This is a genomic window from Brevundimonas sp. (genome assembly GCF_029946145.1).
Taxonomy (GTDB): domain Bacteria; phylum Pseudomonadota; class Alphaproteobacteria; order Caulobacterales; family Caulobacteraceae; genus Brevundimonas.
In genome coordinates this window covers 50,734-72,179 of record NZ_JAQSDY010000003.1, presented here as the reverse complement: position 1 = coordinate 72,179, position 21,446 = coordinate 50,734, and the positions used below count along the sequence as shown (strand labels likewise).

Sequence of the window (21,446 nt, the reverse complement as noted above, 5' to 3'; positions counted from 1 at the left end):
CCTCCAGCTCCAAAAACACCTTATCTTGGTGTCCTCGAAACCGGGTGCAGCTCACCGGCCGCCAGTTCGGATAGCGATGTTCTCTAGGTAAAGTGTGCAACCTGTGCCTTAAGTGGCGACCTGACCGCTGGTGGCGGCACGGCTTACCGACACCAGCGGCTGCAGGGGGACGTGATGCCGCGACTCATGACCATGGCGGTTGTCCGCAATCCAAAGCCCGCTCCGCCGAGACCACCGGACAAGCCGATAATCCGGACCCATCCAGAGCCGCCGGCGACGACCGGGAGGGAACGGTCGACTCCGACGACAGCCGGCACGCTCTCGGAACGCTTGCACGGGGCATGGAAGGCGTCCGAATGGGCCGCCCTGGCCGCCATCGCCCGCGCCCACCTGGAAACCAGCGGGCCCACCGGTCCGGAGATCCATCCCTATTCCGAGGCCGCTATCGCCTATTTGCAGCCGGAGCTAGTCGCCGCCACCGATGCGGACCTCCGGGTGTTTCTGTCAGGGTTTGATCAGAAGGCCCTGAAGACCTATTTGACCGAAACCCTGCTGCAGGATCGTGAGCGGCTGGCGGACCATGCGCTGGCCCTGCATTGCGTCGGCTCCTTGGGCGCCGACGCGTCGAATCCGATCGCCGGCCTGCGCGGGCTGCATGCGTTCGCCCTCCTGACAACGGCGGCCTCGGAGGATCGAAGAGGAGACGGGCACCGGCTGGTGCGGATCGTGGACCGGGCCGTCAAAGCGGAGGTCGCCTTTCCCCGATGGACCTTCGAGATCGACGTGTGCGGAGAGGTCCATCTCGTCGACGGCGGCAAAGCCCGCCTCGCATCCACGCCTCTGGAAGACAAGCTGCAGAGCCTGGATCGCAGCCGGGCCGACGCCGGGAAGGGCGATTGCTACTGCCAACCGGCGGAGCCTGTCTGCACGCCGCAAAGCGTCTGTTGTCCCGAGCTCAAATACTATCTCGCTGACCTGCTCGAGTTGCGCGACTGGACCCACCGCTACAGGGCCGGCGACCTAGCCTATATCGAGGTCGTCGGCGCGGGCGAGAACCGCAGCCGCGAGCACGTGATGAAGCGGGTCAGCGAAGTCTATAGCGAGACCGAGAGCACGGTGCGCTCGCTCGACAAGAGGGATCACCAGGTCACCGATAGCGGCTCGTTGAGCCGCGAAATCGAGCGTCAGAACGAAACCAAGTTGGCGGCCGACGCCAGCGTCGAGGGCGTCTATGACGCCAAGGCCTACAAGGTCACCGCATCGGCCAGCCTCTCCTATGACAAGAATGCATCCCAGACGATCAAGGAGGCCCAGGAACAGGCTCGCGAAACGATCACGAGCGCCGTCGCGGAACTGGAAAAGACGGTCCGGGCGTTGCGATCGGAACGGGTCACGACCGAAGAGACCGAGACCAACATCCATGCCTGGCAGAACGACGGCGACGAGCCGAAGGTCACCAAATACTTCTGGGTGACCCAGGAAAAGCGGGCCCAGCTCTACAGCCACGGCAAGCGGCTGATGGCGGAGCTGATCATTCCCAGCCCCGCGCGGCTTTACGAGCGGCTGATGATCGATCGACTGGAGGCGGAGGTGCGCCGCCGCGTGCCGCCGTTAGAGGGGGTCTCGCCGCCGACGTCCGCGCCATTGACGCTCACCGCCGCCGAACTGACCCCGGAGAACTACGCCCAACACGTCGCGGCCGAAGGGGTCAACAATGCGCCTCTGCCGCCGGACGCCATCAAATACGCCGTCGCGACGGGCAGCTATGGCGAGGTCAAGAATGAACAGAAGAGCGTCGGCCAGCTGCAGATCACGGTCCCGGACGGCTATCACGCGGTCCAGATGGACCTGTCGGGAGACGCCACCTTCCGGCAGTACGGGACGGGGCAGGGACGCTGGGTGCGCTTCACCCTGGGCTCCGTGGTCTGGTTCGGGGGCGGGGGCCACAGTTTGACGGCCGGTCTGGCCAGTTTGACGGGCCAGCTGGCGATCGAGGTCACGGCCGCCAACATCAAGGGCTGCCAAGCCAGCCTCACCATCAAATGCGCGCTCGACCAGGCGACCCTGGCCGCGTGGCAACAGGCGGTCTTCGACCTTGTCAGCACCGCCCATACCGCAAAAGCGGCGGCTTCCGAGGCCGCCATAGCGGATTTTCTGGAGGCGCAGGCCGAGCACAAGGCGGCCGAGGACAAGGTGCGCGCGGAACTCCGCGAAAAGGCCGGTGCGCGGCACCCGTTCTTCAACCGGGCGATCGAGCGCACCGAGCTCAAGCGGGCCTTCATCTATCTGCTGTGCGAGGACTATTCGGCTGAAAGCGCGTGGATCGCCAAGGCCGAGCCGTGCGGCCTGCCGGAGATTGATCGGCACGCGACGGCCGAGCGAGGCTACGGTTGGTATTTCTGGGATCGGCTCTTCGACTGGAAATACATGGCCTACGGCTTCTTCGACTATTTCTGGAATCCCATCTGCGAATGGGCGGAGCGGTTCGACCCCGACCACGCCGACCCGTTGTTCAAGGCCTTTCTCGGTGCCGGCTACGCCCGCGTGCTGGTGCCGGTGAGCGCATCCATGGAGGAGGACTTCCTCTGGTATGCGGCGACACGTCAAAAGTGGGGGCAGTCGGGCGCGCCGCCGCTCGATGCGGAGGACCCCCGCTGGCGCAATGTCCTCTACGAACTGAAGTACGCTTCCGAGAGCGCCATGACGCCGCGCGAAGGTTATGCGGCGAACGTGGCGCCGGGCGACCTCTCCATCCTGATCAAGGATACGGACCGCTACTGGGACATCCTCGCCGCCCAAACGGACCTTGCCGCGGTCGAAGCCGACCTCGACCGGGAGCTGTTTATCGACGGCGCCATCTATTTCGTGGCCGATATTCAACCGGAGTCTGGGTCGCCGCCCTTCAGCGGGGCGGACACCATGTGGTGGCGGATCACCCTGGACCGGCCCTACGAGGGACCGGCGTCCCCGCGCCGGCTCTATTCGCTCGGGGCCCAGGCCGTCGCGCCCGCCTTCAGTTTCGACATGCCGACGGAACTGATCTGGGCCGGAGCCCATGACCGGTGCCTGCCGTCCTATCCTCTGCCAGCCTGCGTCGGCTAGGCCGAGCATGGAAGGCTACAGCGCGTTCCGGCATCCAATGCGGCCGCCGGTTCAGCCGCCGGCCGACGCCGACGATCGCGGGATTGATCCGGATCGGGAGGACAAATACCGCGCGGCGGTGCTGCGAAGCGTCAAGGCGCTCTGCGGCATGCCGTTCGGCTCCTTCCTCCAAGGGGAAGCGTACGACAAGAACTACTGGATGCCGACCGAGTACAAGGCCGAGCGGCCGGCTCTGGCGCTATTGCCCGGACTGTCTCCAAGCGAGGCGCTGGACGCCATCGCCACGAACAAGCAGGCGTGGAAACTCGACTGCGCCGGCTGGGCCCAAGTCTGTCTGGCGCTGAGCCACAAGGACTTCATTGGAGCTCGGCGGTTCGACAAGGCGTATCGCAGGAGCGGGGGCGGATTCATCCTTGATCAGCATGACACACCGGCGGTGATGGCGGGATCGTCCTACAGGCGCGACGACAAGGCGCAACGGTTCTATCGCTGGCGGGGCGATCATCTGTTCGATCAGGACTATGACGAGGCCTATCTGCTCGATCGTGCCCCGGCCGGCACGCTGTTCATCTTCGCCAACGACGATGCCGGCGTCGGTCACGACTACCGGTATGAGCACTCGCTGCGGCTCGAGCCGGACGTATTCGCCGCCCACGGTTTCGGTGAGACCTGCCTGTTCTCGCTCCGCGAACTTCGCGAACAGCTGGCCGCGATCACCCATCCCCAGTTCGGACAGGGGCTGTCCTTGTCGGACTACGCCGACAAGGTGGTCTGGCTGCGTACCGTTCGCTACCTGAACATCCGTCTGCTGACCGGGGGCTGACCGCCCGGCGAGAGCGCCGGCTGCATGCCGACGCGCAGGGGGTCGATCATCGCGGTCAGCGGGTCGACCGGGGCGATCATGGGCCTGCTCTACCGCTACTCGCCCTACAGCGAGCCGGACGCCGATTGCGGCCCTGCCGCCGGTAGTGCGCGGCGAAATCCGACAATCCCCGGCACGACGATTGCCAGAATGGCCACCGTGGCAGCGCGGCTCGAACGAAAACACCAACCGGCTCCTGCGCCAGTACCTGCCCCACGGAACCGACCTCTCCCTGCATAGCCAGGCTCAGCTCAGCGCCATCGCCCGGCAGCTCAATGAACGGCCGCGAAAGACCTTGCTCTGTGGATCGGCGTCGAAATCGGACCCCATCGAGAGGCGGCCTAGGTGGTTGAATCCGCTATACAAAAATACGTTGGCGCGCATGCTGACTGGCGTCTGTCGGGACCCCGTCTCGCCCCGAGATATTAAGCTCATTCAATATGTTAATTCATATCGAGTGGGGTCCCGCCTTGAACGCCGATCAACAAGCCTGACAGCACCCAGGGCTCTGATCCTACGGACCTTGCCGAGCATTTGACGGTCGTCACCCGGGCGTCTCCGTCAGTGGCACGATGAACACTTGGCTGTAACCCTGATGACCATCGGAAACGGGGAAGGCCACAAACTCATCGCCAGCACGGTCTGCGGCTTGGCGAACGAGATCATTGAACTCGGCAAGCGTTCCTGGATACCCACCAATACGAAACCGTCGTCCTCGCGAGTGATGCGATAGACGGGCGAGTCGGCCAGCAAGCTGTCCAGAAAGCGTCCCATCGCCGAATGAGAACACCGATTGAATAGAGATTCAATCCGGGCGGTTTGGCGGGTGCGCCTAGATCTCTATTCGCTGTCTGGCCAAGACGCGTTGAACCCGCGCGAGCAGGACGCCGACCTCAATGGGCTTGGCGACATATCCGTCGCAGCCCAATGCGACCGCTTCCCTTACGGTGTCGACGCTGCTGTTCGCTGTGACCATGACGACGAGCGGCACAAACCGTCTGATCCTCGACAGGACCTCCAGACCAGACATGTGCGGCATGTTCACGTCGAGAATTGCCAGATCAAATCGAAAACGGCGCGCCATCTGCAGCGCTGTTTCACCCGTCGCGGCCGTCATGCAGCTATGGCCGGCATGCGTCAGAATGGAGTCGATAATGGTCCGGATCGCTTCGTGATCGTCAACAATCAAAATTTTGGCGGGCATTGACACTCCAGACCAAAGGGCGCGGGAACCCGCCCTCTTTGACCACTGTAGACCGCCGTTCCTCTGCCTCGAAGACTTCCTTGAAAATGAGTTCCAGGCGTCTGTTTCCGGCAGCTCGCTTGGCCCATCCCACCAGGACGGCTACGACTGCGCCGGCGAAGGTAATCGATGACCCGAGTAACGTCGCTTGTGCTGGGTAGGTCGGCCGGGTCGAACCGGACGCGTGCCAAATGTTCCCGTCTCGCGAATTGCGCCCGAGCGCCGCGCGATGAGACTGCGATCCAAGCGACGCATGGGAATGCGCCTTACCGGCACAGGTCTGGAAGTGCATGGCCTCGCACGTTCCCGGCTAAGGGGAACATTAACGGACGAGCGCTGATGATGCCCCGGGGTAGAGGGTGCCGCGTGATCAATCGGCGACTAGTAATTTCAGGGCTCGACCTGACGCCGCTCCGCCCTTGCGACCCCGCGGGTCAGGATTACCGAAGGCGGACTTGGGTAGTGTCTCAGTTTGAAATCGGCGGTTCCGTTAGCCATGGCGCAGGACCGGCTAAGGGCCCATGATACCGTCATGAACCTGATGACCGACATCCTGGCCGACACTCGCCGTTACCGCGACGAGGCAATCAAAACACTGTCCGACGTAAAAGGTGGTGGGCTCCTTGCGGAGGGTATGACGCGCGAAGAGGCCATTCAGATTTTGATTGAAAACATTGAGACATATGAGGGCGTCCTACGCCGCCACGGGTGGACGAACGAAGCCTAAAGGCCCCCAAGGACAGAAGCGCCCAGCCGACGCCATCGGCCTTGCCGTACTGGTTGGCAGGATCGCGACCGGCGAGGCCGAAGACACCGCCGACGAGTCCAAGGCTCACCACCGCGAGGGCGGGAAGAAGGGCGGGGCGGTGCTGTCAGGCGAACGATAAAACGTCTCCGGTATTGCGGGCCTAAGCCGCTGTCAGGGATGATGTTTCGTGAAGCCGATCTCGTTCAAGCGCCACCGCTTTCCGGCGGACGTCATCCGCCGCCGTGTAGCTGTACTTCCGTTTCAGCTTGAGTTTCCGTGACGTCGAGGAGCTTCTGGCGCAGCGAGGGATCGAGGTCAGCTACGAGACGATCCGGTGCTGGACCATCAAGTTCGGGCCGCTGATCGCCCGGCGCTTGAGGCGGTGCCGGCCGGCTCCGTCGCCGTGATGGCATCTGGACGAGATGGTCTGTTCGATCGGCGGAAGACGCATGTATCTTTGGCGCGCGGTCGACGATGAGGGGGAGGTCCTGGACCTCGGGGTCCAGCGCCGGCGGGACACAGAGGCCGCATTGAGGCTGCTGAAACGCCTGATGCACAATCAGCCGGTGGAGCCGGAGATGATCACGACCGACGGCTTGGCGCCATATGGCGCAGCCCTCGATCAGTTGGATTTGCGCCATCTTCACCGGCCGGGTCGGCTTCGGGAGAACAACCGCGCTGAGAACTCACACCTGCCGATCCGACGACGAGAACGGCAGCAGCAGCGGTTCAAATCCCAAGCCTCAGCCCAGCGCTTCCTCACCACCCACGCGGCGATCTACAACACCTTCAATATCCAGCGTCATTTGATCAGCAGACCCACCCTTCGCCGCTTCCGCGCCGAAGCGGCTTCCGTCTGGGCGACCGCGGTTGCCTGATATCGGCAGGGGGGGCGGCTTTCGACTTGGCGCTGTTAACCTGACGGCACCGCCGATCCCAAGGCGGAGCGAAGATGCCGCTGTTCAAGAGGCAGGTTTCAGCCCAGCGAACTTCGTCAGCGTGGCGTCTCCTGAGGGCGGTGCGACGAGAAGGCCGTCGCCTTGATCCGGTAGGCAAGGTTATCGGGAGCCAGAGCAGCTGCCCGGCGGAAGGCCCGAGCCGCCTGGTTCCGGCGTCCCATTCGTGCGTAAGCGGCACCCAAGAGGTCGAGCGCCCATTCGCCGAAGATGCGCTTATCGTAGGCGACCAGCGCATCCGCAAAGGTCTCCGCGTCGATGGCGATAATCGGCGCCAGCAGTTCCGGGAGTGCAGCCGCCTCGCCGGTCATGAACAGTGAGTTGGCCAGCATCAGCCGCAGGGCGTGGTTGTGCGGGTGTGCGGCCAGACCGCGGCGCGCCAGGCAGGCGGCTTCGCCGGGGGACAATGGCAGGTGAAGCGCGACCAGCCATTGCCAAGCCAGGGTGACATCACCAGCTTGCTTTTCATCCGGATAGGCCTCGGCGGCCTCGACGGCCCGCCAGCAGGCGGTGATGGCCTCCTCGAGACGGCCCAGCCCGGCCAGCGCTTGGGCCATGTCGACCCACAGAAAAACCCGCTCCGGCGTCACCTGAACTGCCGCCTCCAGCAGCGGCAGGTTGCGATGATGCTTGGCGGTGAGGTCGCCCTCGTAGCCCACATGGCGGAGGCGGATATCGCTTTGACCGAACGATAGCCCATCAGCCTGAGCCACCGCCTCAAGGTCCGGATGCACGGTCTCATGGATCACGCCGCGAAACCGGATTCTGTCGTCCCGCCGGAACAGCCGCAGTTCCCGATAGGGCGTGTAGCCCGCCTGGGGCTGGAATTGCAGTCGGAAGGCCACGACGCCGGGCTCGGCGACCGCCGCCCGCAAAGCCCCCGCGGCGGGGACCTCCAGCCGCTCGTCGGCGTCAATATAGAGGATCCAGTCTCCGGTGGCGTGCTCGAGAGCGCAGTTTCGGGCCGCACTGAAATCGTCGGTCCAAGGCCGCTCGATGATCCGGGCGCCATGCGCCGCCGCTACCTGACAAGTGCGATCGAGGGAGCCAGTGTCAATGATGACGATCTCATCGACCTCATCGGCAATCGATTTCAGGCAGTCGCCCAGGAGGCGCTCTTCGTTGCGAACGATCATCGCGGCACTGACGCGCCCCGTCGGGTTACCAAGGATCGTCGGGCTGCTGACGCGCCCGGTCGGCATCTTTTCCGACAGGAGCGCTATTTGGGCTTGGAGTCGGGGGCGGCGAGGGTAGCGCCCGACCGAGGCCTGAGGTTGTTGGCCGACCGGGTGATCGCGCCGGAGCCGACCGAGGTGTTGCCTGTGAATGTACGCGGGGCGCTCTGCATGCCGCCGAGAGCGAAGGACGCCACGACCGGGGCGGTCCAAGCCGAGAGCAACAGGAGTCGGCGGTTTACGCCCTTGTTCTGGCTATCGATCGACATGCCACACCCCCGATGACGCATCGTCTTGGTCGACGCCCGGTAATCCTTGGAGTAGCCGCCGGGCATCGTCAAGGCGTCCAACCGTCAACCGCCAGCAGTCGGCGCAAGCCATCAGGTCCATGAACTCAGCCAAAGACCGCGCTCGACCCTCGCCGGGCAACAACATGTCTTTGAACATCTCTTCTAAGGCAAGGCTTCTGTCTAGCCTTTGCAGTCCCGATCTTCCGCCGTGATTGTCTTCCAACACAACCACATGCAGCACCGGTGCCTGCCTGATCCGGCAGGGCTTGCCGAACGCAGAGGTCTGGACCGCGAAGGTCGGCTGCTCAAACCAGCCCGGGATGCGCGGCGACGACCGCACGATATCCGCGGCACGCCCCGACAGACGTCCCAGGGCGCTCAACCCCACCCGCAGGCTGCTGGGAAAGGGACGGGCCGCCCCCCCCTCGACGATCAGCAACCAGTCGCCCGTCACCGGCCATCCCTCCTGGGCGAGATGGACGAGCAGTGCCGGCATGACCACCGCTGCCTCCCCGACAAAGACGATGTGCCCCGCCGCCGTCGTCACCGTGCCGGCGCTCAGGAAGAGGCCGCCGCCAGGGCATTCGGCTCGCACCATCTCGAACCGCAGGCGGTAGAGCTCGTCTAGTATGAACCCCGCCGATCCCTCCACGCAGGCGCCGCCAAGCTTGAACAGCCGGAGAAAGCCGTGGCAAGCCTCGATCTTGAGATCGACCCGGTCTCGCTCACCTTCGATTTCGGGGTTGCAGCCGATAAAGGCCAGCTGGTCGGCGGTATTCTGATCGGGGCAGCGGATGTGGACGTCCCGCGTGAGGGTGCGGAACATAACGCCTAGCACTGGGCGATCAGGCCCTCGCTGAGCAGCTGTATCAGACACTGGGAAACCTCGTCGCTGGGCGGTGCAGAAAGCGAAAAAGCATCCTGCAGATAGGCTGAGATGGCGCCCATTGACTCGGTCTCGCCGCAGAGGTCGTAGACCAGCGAGGCCGTGGGATTGAGATAGTGCACCCGCTCCCGGGCGGTCTGATAGACTACCACGCCGTCGGGCATCTGGCTGACCTCGCTGCCGGGCGTCTGTTCGAAGGTCGCTGTCAGCTCGAAGGTCATTGACGACATAGAGACGATCCGGTCATCTCTCACAAGAGCGAGCGGAACTCGGCCGCTAGGCGGGCCACGACGTTCGCCCTATCGAAATGCTTCGCGACCCAGGCCCGGGCCGCCCGCGCACGTCGACGGCGCTCGGACGGACGCGAGAGAGCGTCCTCGATTGAGGCGGCGAACCGAGCGGACGTGTCGGCGAGCCAGAGATGGCGGCCATCCGCCATCCCCAGTCCCTCCGCTCCGAGGGTGGTGGAGACAATCGGCACGCCATGGACGGCGGCTTCCAGCAGCTTGATACGGGTTCCCGCGCCTGCTCGCACCGGGGCGATGCATAGCGTCGCCGCCTCGTAATGGGGGCGCAGATCCGCCGCCCAGCCTACCAGCTCCACCCCTGAGCGCCGGCTCATCCGGCGCAGGCGTTCGGGCGCATCCGGCCCGACCACGCGCAAGCGCAGGCCCGGGGTTCGAAGCCTCGGCCAAACGGCGCTGAGGAACCAGGCGACGGCGTCCTCATTCGGCTCATAGCCCAAGGACCCGACGAACAGCAGCGTGCGGCCGTCATCCCGCCGCCGCGGGCGCGGTGCCGCCTCGATCGAATTGGGCGTCACGGTCAGGCCGCCCAGGCGGGCCGCGTCCGTGGGCGAGGACACCCACACCCGGTCGAACCGCGGGACAGTGGCCTTGACCAGTTGCCCGAAGGCCTGCGCTTCGAGCCGGCGCCAAGCGCTGGCCTCCTCCTGCCCATGCCGGGCGTCAATGGCGGCTAGGGCGGAAAACACCCGCTCGTCATCCTCGTCGAGATCGAGGGAGAAAACTTGTCGACCGTCCCCCAGGCTGAGGGCCAAGCGCGCGCAGTAGCTGCGCGAGGCATGGATCAAGTCGTAGCCCCGGCCGCTCGTTACCTCGATACAACGCAGGGCCGCAGTGGTCGTGAGCCGAGCCGCCAGACTCGGCAGACCAAAACGGGCGAAGGCTTGAGCGCGCTCCTGGGGGTCGGCGACCTGCATGATCAAAGCAAGATGGGTATCGAGGGTGGCTTGTGTGTCCAGAACGCTGACCCGCGCGGCGAAGCTCTCCGCCCACCGCGCCCCCTCGGCCGTAACCGCTCCAGCGACGGGCGCCACGATCAGGTCGACTTCGAACTCCCGGGCCATCGCCTCCAAGAACTGCCCCAACCGCATGGCCATGCCATTGCCCTGCCGCACGGGCATGGCTGGGGCGAGCATCAGGGCGCTTGGTTTCACGAGCCGCCGCCTTCCGGTATGCGGTAGCCGGCGCCCAGCACCCCGATGGCTACGGCCTTGTCGAGCGGCCGGATCTGTTCTGCGGCGAAGGCTCCCAGCACTTCATCGACGACCGCGCGCAGGTCTGCCGACCGCTCGCCCAGCGCCTGCAATCCCACCCGCAGTCCCGGCTCTGCCTGCAGGAACAGACGCAAGGCAGAGATCAGCCTTTCCCGGGACTGCGGCGCGTTCCGAGCCCAATAGCCACCGGCGTCCACCAAGGCATGGAGCAGCCCACCCAGCTGGCCGGCGTCACCGGCATGACTGGGTTCATGCCCTGCCAGCCCCTCGTCGATCCGCGCCTCATTGGCCGGGCTGACCAGCCGCGCGCCCCGCCAGGCACCCAACTGACCGGCAGCGAGGCGATAGGTGACCTGATCGCCGTCGTGGAGGATGAGCTTCAGGCCCTGGACGGTTTCGACGACATACCAGTTCTGCCGATCCACGCTGCGGCCCCCGCCGATTTGATGGCCCTCCAGCAGTTCGAGCTCCAGCTCGTCGTCGGCCACCAGGATTAGCCGCAGGCCGCGGACCCGTTCGAGCCGCTCCTCTTCCCGCCGCGCCGCCAGGGTGCGGTCCGGCGGGAAGAACAGCCGCCCGTTCCAGACGGCGCGAAGCGCCTCAAGGAAGCCGAGGCAGGCCTCCATGTGGACGAACCCGTCCAGCTGGTACTGGGTGGAGTGGTAGCTCCACTTGCTGTTAGTCCGGTGCTGGAACAGCGGCCCCCCTTCGAAGTCCCGCTGGACCAGCACCCGATGGTCGGTGAAGGGCCGGTGGGGCGCGACCTCGACCGCCGCCCCGGCGAGGCGCCAAGCGATCAGGAAGGTGTCCTTGTCGCCGTAGAGCATCCCATAGACGGCTTCGGCCCGCTCGTTCAGAAGCAGTGCCACCTGTAGCGGCGCCCAATGCTCGCGCTTGTCCACGAGGAACTGGCCGCTCTCCCAAGACCGGCAGGTCTCCCCTGCCAAGCCCACCCAAGTCCAGATGGGATTGTCGGCGGCGAGGTCGACGATGTCCGGCCAAAACAAAGCGCGGGCCCGCCGATACTGCGGCGTCTCGAAGAGGAATTCCGGATCGCGCACCGGCGTCTGGTCGGCGTCCAGGAACAGCACCTCGGCAAACCGGCTGTGGGCGACGGCGTAGGCCTTAAGTTGCCAACCATCACGGATGTCCGCAGGGAACGCCTCGAGCACCGCCGTGGCGTCGACCAGCTCGACTTCATGGCGGAGCAGCAGGGCGCGCATTAGCGGTGAAATCTCCTCACCGCCGAAGTGCCAAAGCTGGATAGGCAAGCGACAGGCCAGGGTCTCGCGCAAGATGCGGACCAAGACATAGGCGCAGGTGAACAGCCGCACGCCCCCGGCGCAGGTGACGATGCCGCGTCCCGCCATGCCACCGTTCGGGCCGCCTTCCGGAAAGGCCAAGGCCAACCGGCCCTGGAGTTCCGCGTTAAGATCGTCCGACATCATCGAAAGCCGCCCCAAACCGCCGCCCGAAATCTCCGCTCCGGCGCGGCCCCTTCATTCAATGAATGTGGGCTCGGCTCCGCTGCCCCGGCAAGGCGAAAAGCGAAAGGACTCGACGGGAACGAAATGCCCGATACCGTCCCTTCTCCCATTCGAGCGCGTGGCGCGCGGCGATGGCCAGCGAGGAAACACCATGGCCGCCGACCCGACAGTCCTGATCCTGACGCCGATGAAGGACGCCGGTCGCTATCTGGATCGCTACTTCGCCGGGCTGCGGCGCTTGGCCTACCCCGGCCACCTGATCTCGCTTGGGTTTCTCGAGGGGGACAGCGTTGACGACACCGCCGAGCAGGTGGAACGTAGGCTGTCGGAGCTGCGCGATGAGTTCTCCGACGCGGCCCTTTGGCGCAAGGATTTCGGCTGGCCCACCCCGCCTGGCGCGCCGCGGTGGGAGCACGCCTACCAACTGCCAAGGCGCAAGGCTCTGGCCAAGGCGCGCAACCACTTGCTCTTCCACGCCCTGCAGAACCAAGACTGGGTGCTCTGGCTCGACGTTGATGTCATCGACTTCCCGGCCGACCTGATCCAGCGCCTGCTTGCTGTCGAGCGGGACATCGTCCACCCCCATTGCGTGTGCGATGCCGGCGGTGGGACCTATGACCGCAACGCTTGGCGCGACCACGGCGCCCTGGGCATGGACGAGCTGCGCGGGGGCGCCGACTTGGCGAGGCTTGACGCTGTCGGCGGCACGGCGCTGCTGGTCCGCGCCGACGTACACCGCGACGGCTTGGTCTTTCCACCTTTCCCCTATGGCGCCGGCAACCCCGCCATACGCTCGCCCCACCCGCTGGGCCCCGGCGTCCGCGGCGAGATCGAGACCGAGGGCCTGGGGATAATGGCCATAGACATGGGATACCAGTGCTGGGGCATGCCCAATCTTGAAGTTACGCACGCAGCAGACTGAGGGCCGCTAAACTCAAGAAAGACTCCAGTATCTCTCCCGCGCGGTGGAGCGGTCCGTCGTCTGAGAAATAATCTCCAGATTAGTCAGAAAGCGAACCCCGGCTAAACCCAAACGGAGCCGACCGGCGGATCCCCGGCTGGATCGACCGACCCTGCGGTGTCTCTTGAAATGACTCCCTGAACGACCTTTCGCCGCGGCGCGTCAGCTCCTGCAATATCCGTTTGGGCTCAATCCTCGCGGGCGGCGACGAGCGGGCGCATGGGCCGGAAGTGGGAGGGACTGAGACCTGAAATCCTGGCACGCTACCGCTCTCTGACGACGGGTGCGGAATTTGGATGGGAGCGCTCCCAAGAGTCCTTGCCATTCGACTGATAGCGCGTCTACGTGCGACAAAATGGTCCGATGAGGCCAGCCTTGGGGAGGCCATCCAATGACACCAGCGCAGCTTAGCGTGGCGTTCTTTCTGCAGATGGCCTTGATCATCGCGGCCTGTCGTCTGGTCGGCTGGGTGGTCAAGCGCTGGCTGGGGCAGCCGCAGGTCGTAGGCGAGATGATCGCCGGCGTCATCCTTGGGCCCTCTCTCTTCGGCCTGCTGGCCCCGGAGGTTCAGGGCTTCCTGTTTCCCAGGGACACCAGGGCGGTGCTGTTCGTCGGCGCCCAGTTCGGGGTCGGGCTATATATGTTTCTGGTCGGGCTGGGGTTTCGGACCGAGCATTTCCGACAGAACGCGCGTAGCGCCTTCGCAGTCTCGTTGGCCGGGATGGCCGCGCCCTTTCTGGTCGCCGTTGCGCTCGGTCCCTGGTTGCTGAGCCAGGGCCTGTTCGGCGGGGGTATCCACCCTACGCAGGCTATCCTGTTCACCGGCGCGTGCATCGCGATCACAGCCTTCCCCATGCTGGCGCGGATCATCCATGAACGCGGTCTGAGCGGAACCCCGCTGGGCGCCCTGTCGCTGTCGGCCGGCGCGATCGATGACGCCGGCGCCTGGTGTATACTGGCCGTGGTGTTGGCGACGTTTGGAGACGGCGCGCCGGTGGCGATGAAGGCGATCATCGGCGGCGCGATCTTCGCGACCTTCATGCTGACCGCCGCGCCGCGCCTGTTGGCCCCGCTGGGCCGGTTGGTCGAGCGTGAGGGCAGGGTCACGCCGATGGTTCTGGGCATTGTCCTGACCCTGTTCATGCTGTCCGCCTTCATCATGGACTGGGTCGGCATTCACGCGGTCTTCGGCGGCTTCATCCTGGGCTGCGCCATGCCACGCGGCCTGCTGAGCCGCGAGATAAGCAAGCAACTGGAGCCGTTTACCGTCGTGGTCTTGCTGCCGATGTTCTTCACCTTCTCGGGACTGAACACCCAGCTGACGATGATAAACAGCCTGGGCCTGCTCGGAATGACCGCCGTTGTTCTGGTCGGCTCGATCGCGGCCAAGGGCCTGGCCTGCTATGGTGCCGCGCGCCTGACGGGCCAGGACAACGCAACCGCCATGGGCATCGGCGCCCTGATGAACGCGCGGGGACTGATGGAACTGATCATTATCAACATCGGGCTTCAGCGCGGAATCATCGGACCGGCGCTGTTCTCCATGCTGGTCCTTATGGCCATCGTCACCACCCTGATGGCCTCGCCCCTGTTCGAGTTCGTCTATGGCCGGAAGGCGCGCGAGCGCGGCGAACTTGGCGCTCTGACCGACGACGCCGCCGCCGCCCCTTCCAAAGCCGCCACCTGAGCCTGGGCGCGCCGACCGCTCAAAGTCGACCGCGGACGCGCCGGGTCCTGCTGGATCGGCTGAAGAGGGGCTAGGCGGCGGGACAGGTCCGCGCGATGTAGGTGGCGTGGGAGGGCATGACCGCCACGCATTTCCGGATGACGTCTTCCACGCCGGTCAGGAAGGTCACAAGCTCGGCCCCCGACTTGAGGTCGACCAGCGGGTCCCAGGCGCGCGGGATGACGCCCTGGCCCAGGAAGACCTGGATCCAGCTCTCCTCGGCGAACAGCTCCTCGTCCTCCCGGAAGATGCGACCGTTGGCCCGGAACAGGTCGATCTTTCGCTGCAGCGTGTCCGGAATCGCCATGTCGCGGCAGTAGCGCCAGAAGGGCGTGTCGTCCCGTTCGGTGGCCTTGTAGTGCAGGATGATGAAATCGCGGATGCGCTCGTATTCAAAATCGCTCTGGCGATTGAACTCCGCGATCGTGGCCGGATCAAACCCAGCATCCGGCAACAGGCGCACCAGCCGGATGATGGCGGACTGGATCAGATGGATGCTGGTCGATTCAAGCGGTTCCAGGAAGCCGCCGGCCAGGCCGATGGCGACGCAATTCCTGTTCCAGATCTGTTTTCGCTTGCCGGTGACGAACCGAAGCCGGTTGGGCTCCGCCAGCTGCTCTCCGTCCAGATTGGCCAGCAGGAGCCGTTCCGCCTCGTCGTCCTCCATATATTGGCTGGAATAGACGTGGCCGTTGCCGGTCCGGTGCTGAAGCGGGATGCGCCACTGCCAGCCCGCGGGGCGGGCCGTCGAGCGGGTGTAGGGGGTGAAGGGCTCGACGCGCGCGCAGGGCACCGCCATGGCGCGATCGCAGGGCAACCAGTGCGTCCAGTCCTCATAGCCGGTCTTCATCGCCTGTTCGATGATCAGGCCGCGAAAGCCCGAGCAGTCAATGAACAGGTCGGCCTCGATCACTTCGCCATCGTCCATGGTCACGGACTGGACGAAGCCGTCCTCTCCTCGCAACGTCACGTCTGCGACCTTGCCCTCACGCCGACGGACGCCCGACGCCTCGGCGAGACCGCGCAGATATTTCGAATACAGGGCGGCGTCGAAATGGAAGGCGTGGGCGATGTGGCCCAGCGGCGAGTCCATCATCTTGGGATCGGCCCGCATGAATTTGTTCTCGAGCGCGGCCGCGGTGTTGATCGAGTAGTTGGCGAAGTCCGAGGCCTCGCCCCGGGCGTTCAGCTTGAGCCAGTACTGGTGGCAGCGCAGCCATTCCAGATCGCGGCCGATGACGCCGAACCCGTGAATATAGCTGGCGCCCTGCTTCCACCAGTCGACGAACTGGATGCCCAGTTTGAAGCTGCCCTGGGTCCGTTGCATGAACGCGTTTTCGTCGAGGCCCAGCAGTTCATTGTATTTCTTGATCGCCGGGATCGTCGCCTCGCCGACGCCGATGATGCCGATGGCCTCGGACTCGATCAGGGCGATCTCGTACAGGCCCTTGAACAGCTTCGACATCAGGGCGGCCGTCATCCAGCCCGCCGTGCCGCCGCCGATGATCAGGATCCGCTTGAGCTGCTGCATGGTTTCGGGTCCGCGCTACCGGGCGGAGATTTCGCAGGCGGCGGGCGTGGCAGGCAAGGGCAGTTGGCCGACCCGGCGGTCGGCGGCGTAGCTGAGGCCGTAGCCCCGAGCGAACTGGACCACGTCCCCCGGACCTTCGCCGGTGCTGCAGGCCGAGCCGGGCCAGGCGAACGACAGGCGGCCGGTGAAGTCATGGCGGCCGCCGGTCAGGACGTCGGCCAGCCCGGCTCCTTCGGTGCCCGGCAGGAAGGCGGCGACAAAGGCGTCGGACAGGTTGATCAGGTCGTTGGCGTAGGCGGGCCGTCCCGAATACAGCACCGATACGACCGGCACGCCCTTGCCTGACACGGCCTGCAGGGCAGCGAGATCGGCGGGATACAGTGCGCTATGTTGCACGGGTTTCGGGAAGCGCACGTCGCCATTGAACTCGGCATAGGGCGTCTCGCCCAGTACGGCCACGACGGTGTCGAAGTCCGCGACGTTCACGCCGGACCCGTCGGCGGACCAGGTCACATTGGCTTCGCCCAACGCCTGTCGCAAGGCGCCCAGAAGGGTCGAGCCTGTGGCGAAATCGGCGTTGGTGTTCTCGGTGCCCTGCCAGGTCAGCGACCAGCCGCCGGTCTGGTTGGACAGGCTGTCGGCGCTGGCTCCCACGACCAGAATCTTGCGGCCGCGGGCAAGCGGCAGGGCGTGGTTGTCGTTCTTGAGCAGGACGACGGACTTGCGCACCGCCTCGCGGGCCAGGGCGCTGGCGTTCAGGGCGGCGACGCGGCCGGTGAAGGCGCTGGCCGACGCGGGGTGGTCAAACAGACCCGAACGCATCTTCACGCGCAGGATCCGGGTCACGGCGTCATCGATGCGCGATTCCGCGATGCGGCCCTCGTGGACGTCGGCGAGGGTGTTGGCGATGAAGGCGCGCCAGTCCTCCGGCACCATGATGATGTCCATGCCGGCGTTGATGGCCTGGGCGCAGCGGTCCCTGGCGCAACCGGGCACCTGTTCGATGCCGTTCCAGTCGGACACGACCAGCCCGTCGAAGCCGAGGCGGTGCTTCAGCACGTCGGTGATCAGTTCGCGATTGCCGTGCATCTTGCCGTAATCGCGCCCCGCCGAGACGTCGTTCCAGCTGCTGTAGGACACCATCACGGTCTGAACGCCCGCGTTCAGGGCGGCGTAGTAGCCGACGGCCTCCTGCTGGATCAGCTGCTCACGGGTGTCGCGGTTCTCGCCCTGATCCACACCGTCGAAGGTGCCGCCGTCGCCCAGATAGTGTTTGGCGGTGGCCAGGACGTCGCCCTCTCCGGAGATGTCGCCCTGGAGACCGTGCACCATGGCCGCGGCGTAGCGGGCGACCAGGGCCGGGTCGCTGGACCAGCTCTCATAGGTGCGGCCCCACCGGCGATTCTGGCCGATCGCCAGCGTCGGGGCGAAAGCCCAGGTGATGCCGGTGGCGCGGACCTGCCGAGCGGTGGCACGGCCGATGCGCTCGATTAGCGCCGGATCGTTGGCGGCGCCGAGGCCGATGTTGTGAGGGAAGAGGGTCGCGCCGGAGACGTTGTTGTGCCCGTGTATGGCGTCCGTGCCCCACAGCAGCGGAATCCGCACCGGCATGTCGGTCGACAGGGCGGCCCGGGCGAAGCGGTCAGCGAGGTCGCTCCAGTCGTCGACCGTCGCGTGCTTGTTCATCGACGGCCAGGCCCCGCCGCCGTTGAGCACCGAGCCGATGTAGTACTGCCGCACCTCGTCCGGGGTGATGTAGCGCACGTCGGGCTGGGTCATCTGCCCGATCTTCTGCTCCAGCGTCATGCCCGCGACGATGGCGGCGATGCGCCGTTCCATGGCCGCGTCCGGCGCCGTGGGCGACCGAAGCGCCGGCCATTCCGCCACAGCAGGCGGGACGGCCTGGCTCGCGGGCATCGGTGCGCATGCGGCCAGCGCCAGCAACGAGGCGCAGAGCTTCAGTCGGAGGGAGTTCATCGTCTACTCGTTACTCACTCTGGAGGATGGCCCCCGCCAGGGCCGTGAAGTCGCGCCAGCGCCCGGCCCGCCCTAGAACCTGTAGTTGATGCCGAACAGGAACTGGCGACCGTATTCCTCGTAGGTCTCCGGAAGGGCTCCGCCGTCAGCCGTCGTGGTGCCGCCTGTGTCCAGACCCAGACGGGTGCGATAGGGCGAGTTGGTCAGATTGTTGACCTGGAACAGCAGCCCCAGCCCTTCGAACTGCCCTGACTGGAAGGTGTAGCCGATCTGGGCGTCGACCTGCTCGTCGTCGAGGATTTCAGTGTAGCCGCGGGTCGCGAACAACTGGACCACCTCGCCCTTGAAGGCCTCGCGGAAGCGTTTGCTGATCCGCGCCTGGAAACCGTTGCGCTCATAGTAGCCGGTGAGGTTGTAGACCATGCCGGACAGGCCGGGGATCCGCACCTCGTCGCCCGTCGGGCTCGGGTTCAGGTCGGACTCGGTGAACGAGATACTGCCGGTCATGCCGAAGCCGTCGAGCGGCTCCCATATGGAGCCGAAGTTGAGCGCGCCGCTGACCTCCAGCCCCTGAACCACGCCGCCGTCGCCATTGGCCGGCAGGGTGATCTGGCCGATCGGACTGATGAGGACGCCCGCAGGGATCGCCGAGGCGGTGCTGGGCAGGGGTATGCCGGAGAAGTCGAAGGTTCCGGTCTGCTGGTAGATGTAGGTCTCCAGCTCCTTGTAGAAGGCGGCGATCGAGAAATAGGTCGTGGAGTTCACGTACCATTCGTAGGCGAGATCATAGGCGTTGGCCCGCCACGGCTCGAGTTCGGGATTGCCGCCGCTGGCGGACCATGGATTGACGGTCTGGCCCGGCGTGCAGGGTTGGCCGGTGCAGACCAGCGAGTTGAAGCCCGGCGTCACATTCGCGCGCATCTCGTCCATCCGGGGACGCGCCATGGTCTTGGACGCCGCGAAGCGCAGGCGATGCCCGCCGCCCAGATCGTAGATCAGGTTCAGGCTGGGCAGAACGTCGGTATAGTCGGCTCCCTTTGTGACCGACGTCGGCACGATCGGCTGTCCCGGCTCGAGGCCGTTGATAACGACCCCGGTGGACTCCTGCTCTTGCTGGACGACCTGCAGGCCGATGTTGCCGCGGAACCGTCCGCCCTCGAAGTCGGCCTTGGCGAAGAAGGTGGTGACCCGTTCTTCGATGTCCCAGTTCTTGTCGAAATAGTTGGCGTCGAGGATGGGCGCGCGGTCGTAATAGACGTCCAGCGCGCGGGACAGGTCCACCGACAGAACCGAACCGAAGCCGGCGTAGCCCAGCGAGGTCGGGGTCTCCAGATATTGTGGATCGACCAGAACCTGCTGACGCCCGTTCTTCAGGAACAGGTCGAAGTCATCGACCCGTTTCATCTTGTCGCGGTTTGCGAAGTTCACGCCGGCCGAGACGCTGGTGAAGAAGCCGTCGAGGTCGCGCTCTGCGCTCAGGTCGATGGCGTAGATGCTTTCCTCGACGTGCGGGAAACGGATGGCGCCGTCGTGGCCCCAGCCACCCCAGGGCGCCCGGTCGCCTAACGAGACCTGGCCGGCGTCGGCGTAGTTCAGGCCTTGCGAATAGGTCGGATAGCCGTCGTCGTTCACCTCGAAGGTGATGGTGTCGAGCGTGCGACCCACGTCCGGCGTTCCCGGCGCAACACCACCGACGCCGCGGCCGTAGCCGGCGTAGGTCTCGAGGATCTGCTCGTCCCGGATGTTGCTTGAATAGGACAGATCGGCGCGAACCCGGGTGCGGTCGTCAACCTCGTATTCGTTGTTCAGGCCGACGGAGAACAGCTCGTCTTCACGGGTATTGTAATCGTTGCGGATGATCGGCACGCCGCCGTTCAGGGTCCCGCTGCGGGCGAAGGTCGAGCCGCCGCGCTGTTCGGTCTGGACATTGGTGAAGGTCGCGCCGTCCGCCCAGCCGTTGGAGAACCACTGCGCGCCGCGCGTCGTCTCCTCCTGGTCAAACTTCGAATAATAGAGGTCGAGAATGCTGTGCAGGCGATCGTTCGGACGCCATTCGGCGATGGCGATGAAGGCGTCGCGGGTGTTCAGGCGGGAGGTGGCGAACAACTCCTGGCCATTGAGTATCAGGGCGTCATCGGCGCTGTCAGGTGTTACGGCGAACCCGAAGGCCTCATAGCCATAGGCCTTGTAGTGCTGGTTCTGCGACGGGGAATCGAGGTGCGCATAGCCGAGCGCGAGACCGAAGGTCCCGTCGGCGAACTGGTCGATGTAGCTGATCGACGCGCGACCGCCGTAGTTGCGGACGTCATCATTGAGCGCGTCGCCCTCGATAAGCTCGCCGCGGAGGTTGACCGCGATCGCGCGCTCCCGAAACGTCAGCGGACGCACGGTGCGCAGGTCGGCGGTGCCGGACAGGCCCATGCCCGAAATCCCTGCGTCGGGCGTCTTGTAGATCACGACGCTGGACAGAAGCTCGGACGGATACTGGTCGAACTCCACCGAGCGGTTGTCGCCGGAGCTGGCCTGTTGCCGGCCGTTGAGGAGGGTGGTGGTGAAGTCCGGAGCCAGGCCGCGGATGGAGATCACTTGGGCGCGGCCGTTGACCCGCTGAGCCGCGAGTCCGGGCAGACGGGCGATAGACTCAGCGATCGAGACGTCTGGAAGCTTGCCGATATCCTCGGCTGAGATCGCCTCTACGAGCGAGGTTTCGTCCCGCTTGATGCTGATCGAATCCGCGATCCCGCGCCGGATGCCGGTAACGATGACTTCATCGAGCTGGGTCGCTTTGGGGTCCTGTGGCGTCCGGGCATCCTGGGCCAGCGCCGCACCGGGCAGGGCGATGGCCAGTGCAGCCACCGACGACATCAGCGCCGTCCTTGTCCTCGACATGGATACGGACGAACGAACGCCTGCAAAATCGCTTCGCATGTAGACCCCTCGTGTTTCCCCGGCGCCGGCCTGTGGCCGGTCGTCCCTTCTATTT

General features: G+C 65.3%; 15 protein-coding genes and 2 pseudogenes. 7 read left to right on the top strand and 10 right to left on the bottom strand.

The features are described 5' to 3' along the window. Positions 1 to 330: 330 nt before the first annotated feature. The 3 genes and pseudogenes from PSV23_RS00720 to PSV23_RS00710 all read left to right on the top strand — a co-directional run. Positions 331 to 3,102, top strand: coding sequence for a hypothetical protein (locus tag PSV23_RS00720; protein WP_300465588.1), 2,772 nt, complete (start codon positions 331 to 333; stop codon positions 3,100 to 3,102). A gap of 7 nt (positions 3,103 to 3,109) precedes the next feature. Then, complete coding sequence (locus PSV23_RS00715; protein ID WP_300465587.1) at positions 3,110 to 3,925, top strand: hypothetical protein; 816 nt, start codon at positions 3,110 to 3,112, stop codon at positions 3,923 to 3,925. A 196-nt stretch (positions 3,926 to 4,121) separates the two neighbouring features. After that, a pseudogene (locus PSV23_RS00710) lies at positions 4,122 to 4,256 on the top strand (IS30 family transposase); the annotation flags it as partial. A gap of 540 nt (positions 4,257 to 4,796) precedes the next feature. Here PSV23_RS00710 and PSV23_RS00705 read toward each other — a convergent pair. Next, positions 4,797 to 5,168: a response regulator gene (locus tag PSV23_RS00705; protein ID WP_300465585.1), complete on the bottom strand. Its 372-nt coding sequence runs from the start codon at positions 5,166 to 5,168 to the stop codon at positions 4,797 to 4,799. 571 nt (positions 5,169 to 5,739) lie between these two features. Between PSV23_RS00705 and PSV23_RS00700 the strand changes: the two genes are divergently transcribed. Next, positions 5,740 to 5,934, top strand: coding sequence for a hypothetical protein (locus PSV23_RS00700; RefSeq protein ID WP_300465583.1), 195 nt, complete (start codon positions 5,740 to 5,742; stop codon positions 5,932 to 5,934). Positions 5,935 to 6,142: 208 nt separating this feature from the next. Further along, positions 6,143 to 6,833: pseudogene (locus tag PSV23_RS00695) on the top strand (IS6 family transposase). Positions 6,834 to 6,949: 116 nt separating this feature from the next. On the opposite strand, the gene PSV23_RS00690 reads toward PSV23_RS00695, so the two are convergent. The 6 genes from PSV23_RS00690 to PSV23_RS00665 form a co-directional block, all read right to left on the bottom strand. Then, on the bottom strand, positions 6,950 to 8,047 hold the full coding sequence (locus PSV23_RS00690; RefSeq protein ID WP_300465581.1) for a glycosyltransferase family 2 protein: 1,098 nt from the start codon (positions 8,045 to 8,047) through the stop codon (positions 6,950 to 6,952). Between the two features lie 83 nt (positions 8,048 to 8,130). Continuing rightward, positions 8,131 to 8,355: a hypothetical protein gene (locus PSV23_RS00685; RefSeq protein ID WP_300465579.1), complete on the bottom strand. Its 225-nt coding sequence runs from the start codon at positions 8,353 to 8,355 to the stop codon at positions 8,131 to 8,133. Then, positions 8,342 to 9,202, bottom strand: a complete 861-nt coding sequence (locus PSV23_RS00680) for a hypothetical protein (RefSeq protein WP_300465577.1) — start codon at positions 9,200 to 9,202, stop codon at positions 8,342 to 8,344. The genes PSV23_RS00685 and PSV23_RS00680 overlap by 14 nt, the downstream gene beginning before the upstream one ends. A 5-nt stretch (positions 9,203 to 9,207) precedes the next feature. Continuing rightward, a complete protein-coding gene (locus tag PSV23_RS00675) occupies positions 9,208 to 9,492 on the bottom strand; it encodes a PqqD family protein (RefSeq protein WP_300465575.1) in 285 nt (94 codons plus the stop codon). Positions 9,493 to 9,512: 20 nt separating this feature from the next. Next, the gene (locus PSV23_RS00670; RefSeq protein WP_300465573.1) at positions 9,513 to 10,703 is read right to left on the bottom strand and encodes a glycosyltransferase family 4 protein; all 1,191 of its coding nucleotides are present in this window, start codon (positions 10,701 to 10,703) and stop codon (positions 9,513 to 9,515) included. Between the two features lie 14 nt (positions 10,704 to 10,717). Next, on the bottom strand, positions 10,718 to 12,226 hold the full coding sequence (locus tag PSV23_RS00665) for a hypothetical protein (protein WP_300465572.1): 1,509 nt from the start codon (positions 12,224 to 12,226) through the stop codon (positions 10,718 to 10,720). Between the two features lie 193 nt (positions 12,227 to 12,419). Here PSV23_RS00665 and PSV23_RS00660 point away from each other — a divergent pair, with 193 nt between their 5' ends. Together PSV23_RS00660 and PSV23_RS00655 are read left to right on the top strand one after the other, a co-directional pair. Further along, the gene (locus PSV23_RS00660) at positions 12,420 to 13,190 is read left to right on the top strand and encodes a hypothetical protein (RefSeq protein ID WP_300465570.1); all 771 of its coding nucleotides are present in this window, start codon (positions 12,420 to 12,422) and stop codon (positions 13,188 to 13,190) included. A gap of 451 nt (positions 13,191 to 13,641) precedes the next feature. Continuing rightward, positions 13,642 to 14,916 carry a cation:proton antiporter gene (locus tag PSV23_RS00655; RefSeq protein ID WP_370460968.1) on the top strand — a complete coding sequence of 425 codons (1,275 nt, stop codon included), beginning with the start codon at positions 13,642 to 13,644 and terminating at the stop codon, positions 14,914 to 14,916. A gap of 70 nt (positions 14,917 to 14,986) precedes the next feature. Here PSV23_RS00655 and PSV23_RS00650 read toward each other — a convergent pair whose 3' ends face one another. The 3 genes from PSV23_RS00650 to PSV23_RS00640 form a co-directional block, all read right to left on the bottom strand. Next, the gene (locus PSV23_RS00650; RefSeq protein ID WP_300465566.1) at positions 14,987 to 16,486 is read right to left on the bottom strand and encodes a tryptophan 7-halogenase; all 1,500 of its coding nucleotides are present in this window, start codon (positions 16,484 to 16,486) and stop codon (positions 14,987 to 14,989) included. A 15-nt stretch (positions 16,487 to 16,501) separates the two neighbouring features. After that, positions 16,502 to 18,463, bottom strand: coding sequence for a glycoside hydrolase family 3 protein (locus PSV23_RS00645; RefSeq protein ID WP_300465564.1), 1,962 nt, complete (start codon positions 18,461 to 18,463; stop codon positions 16,502 to 16,504). Positions 18,464 to 18,535: 72 nt separating this feature from the next. Then, positions 18,536 to 21,328: a TonB-dependent receptor gene (locus PSV23_RS00640; protein ID WP_300465563.1), complete on the bottom strand. Its 2,793-nt coding sequence runs from the start codon at positions 21,326 to 21,328 to the stop codon at positions 18,536 to 18,538. Between the last annotated feature and the right edge of the window lie 118 nt (positions 21,329 to 21,446).